This is a genomic window from Bartonella sp. AP88XZML, assembly GCF_042195565.1.
In the GTDB taxonomy this organism is placed as follows: domain Bacteria; phylum Pseudomonadota; class Alphaproteobacteria; order Rhizobiales; family Rhizobiaceae; genus Bartonella.
Window position 1 is genome coordinate 1 of the sequence record NZ_JBHIOQ010000094.1, and the last position, 2,006, is coordinate 2,006.

The 2,006-nt window shown below is 33.9% G+C and carries 4 protein-coding genes; 2 read left to right on the plus strand and 2 right to left on the minus strand.

Annotated elements, in window-relative coordinates:
- Positions 1–228 precede the first annotated feature (228 nt).
- Both ACFIK2_RS08880 and ACFIK2_RS08885 read left to right on the plus strand, forming a co-directional pair.
- The gene (locus ACFIK2_RS08880) at positions 229–576 is read left to right on the plus strand and encodes a hypothetical protein (protein WP_375639658.1); all 348 of its coding nucleotides are present in this window, start codon (positions 229–231) and stop codon (positions 574–576) included.
- On the plus strand, positions 563–1,078 hold the full coding sequence (locus tag ACFIK2_RS08885; protein WP_375639657.1) for a hypothetical protein: 516 nt from the start codon (positions 563–565) through the stop codon (positions 1,076–1,078). The genes ACFIK2_RS08880 and ACFIK2_RS08885 overlap by 14 nt, the downstream gene beginning before the upstream one ends.
- Before the next feature lie 125 nt (positions 1,079–1,203).
- Here ACFIK2_RS08885 and ACFIK2_RS08890 read toward each other — a convergent pair whose 3' ends face one another.
- Positions 1,204–1,509, minus strand: coding sequence for a BrnA antitoxin family protein (locus ACFIK2_RS08890; RefSeq protein WP_273756873.1), 306 nt, complete (start codon positions 1,507–1,509; stop codon positions 1,204–1,206).
- The gene (locus ACFIK2_RS08895; RefSeq protein ID WP_375612484.1) at positions 1,487–1,786 is read right to left on the minus strand and encodes a BrnT family toxin; all 300 of its coding nucleotides are present in this window, start codon (positions 1,784–1,786) and stop codon (positions 1,487–1,489) included. Before ACFIK2_RS08895 ends, ACFIK2_RS08890 begins: the two co-directional genes overlap by 23 nt.
- Between the last annotated feature and the right edge of the window lie 220 nt (positions 1,787–2,006).

Consider the following 2,006-nt stretch of genomic DNA (forward strand, 5'->3'; position numbering starts at 1 on the left):
AAGCCTAGTGAAGAGCAACATAACAGTAGCAATTCTAAAGCGGCTTAAAACAGCAAAATAGTGAAAAGTGCTGATCATTTTACGATTAGATATGCATTTAAATCGACAAAAAGGTACCATAAAAAGCGATTTAAAGATTTTACGATGAAAACACATCCGCAATATAAAACGCTCTGTACGGTCAAATTTTAGGTAAATAGACCAATTGGTAAAAATAGGAATTAAAACATGGAAATATTAAAACGAAGATTCTTTAAAAAACATAAACAACCCATGCAAAAAGAGTTTGTTGCAACAGCTGTTGGTTATGTTCCTTGGGGGAACGGAGCAGAGGAGTATTTTTACAACCTCTACGAATATGAAGACGGCACAAGAGAGTGTGAAAAGTTTGATGGCGGACAGTATTATACCACACCAGAAAATGCAGATTTTAGTACCAAAGCGCAGGTGAAAGCATGGGTTTACGGTGGGAATATTCCGAAAAGCATTCTCAACTACGAACCTCTTATAGATGAGATTAACAGAGAGATCAAAAAATTATCGAAAACCGCAGGAAATAAATATGTTTACAGATAAGCAGCTAAGAGCCTTGTTTGGCATTATAACTTTTATATTTTTATGTTTTTTAGGAATTAAAAAAAATCCCTACTTTATTCAAAGTATTTTGACATTCGCATCTGTTTCTTTGGTAATAGTCACAACTGTTTTTGCAATTTTATGCAATTCCAAGATTCCTTCTGAATTGCAGAGCAACCCAAAATACAAACGCGGCAATACAACAGGTTGGGTGAAACTAACACGTGATTTACAACAGTATATGCACAGACTTTTAAAGCTAATAAGTTTAGCACTTGTCGTTTTAATTTTTCCAAGTAGTTATAAAGAAACGGTTTCTTTACCTTTCATTTCTAAGTACGTGGAGTACAAGCTTTCTTTTTCATTGGATAATGTACTTTGGTACTCAGATATTGCTCTTTGGTATTCTTTTTTAGTTTGTGTATTGTTTCTTATGTTACATACACGCAGTTTAATAAACATATCTATTTACACACTACAGTGCTCAGTTAAAAAGCTATAGTAAAATTTCCGATTTTATAAAACTGTTCAGATTACGTTGTTTCTTCTCAACGTTCATAGATGAGATCAACAAGGAGATAAAAAACTATCGAAAGCAGTTTGATACTCTTTGTAGCAGGAAAGAGATCAACGCATTGAACGAAGCATGGCGTCACGTAAAATTGCGTTAATCCGTGTTTGATATCCTTTCCCTTGACTTTTAAGCCACGCTAGAACGTCTGAATCTACACGTACTGTTGTGACAGTTTTGGTTGGTTTATAGAATGGATTGCGAACGGCGTTTTTCCAAAATGCATCATTGAGTGACGGAATATCACTATGATCAATTGCACTGTCCGGCATTGCAGCCAGCTTATCAACTTCAACTCTCTGTTTATCTGTCAAAGGTGATAAGTTACCTACATCAATTTCATAAAGAACTTTCTTCTTCATAACGTTTCCTTTCTTTCGAGTTAGCTCGCCGCGCTGAAATAATACGGATTACTTCTATACCATCTTTATCATCATGGACAGTATGCGCCACGAGCAGCAGTAAAAAACCATCCACAAGACCCAAAGTTTGCCAACGATATTCTCCGTTTTCAATACGGTCTTGTTTAACCATGGCGAACGGGTCTGCAAAAACACGAGCAGCAATTTCAAAACTGACACGGTGCTTTCTAAGATTACTTTTCGCTTTAGCTTCATCCCATTCAAATCTTATTTTCATATCTTATGTTAATACATTTATGTATGTATTTCAAGAGTTTTAAATGAACACTGAACTATTTATGTTTTTTTGCATATTAAATATAATTTTATATGTTAAAAAACAATAATATCATTTTGAAATAATTGAAAAAATAAGCAAATCATGCTAAGATTTTCTATGTATTAAAGTACAAGTTTAAGGTAAGAAAAAACATGCTAAATAAAGTGACATTAATCGG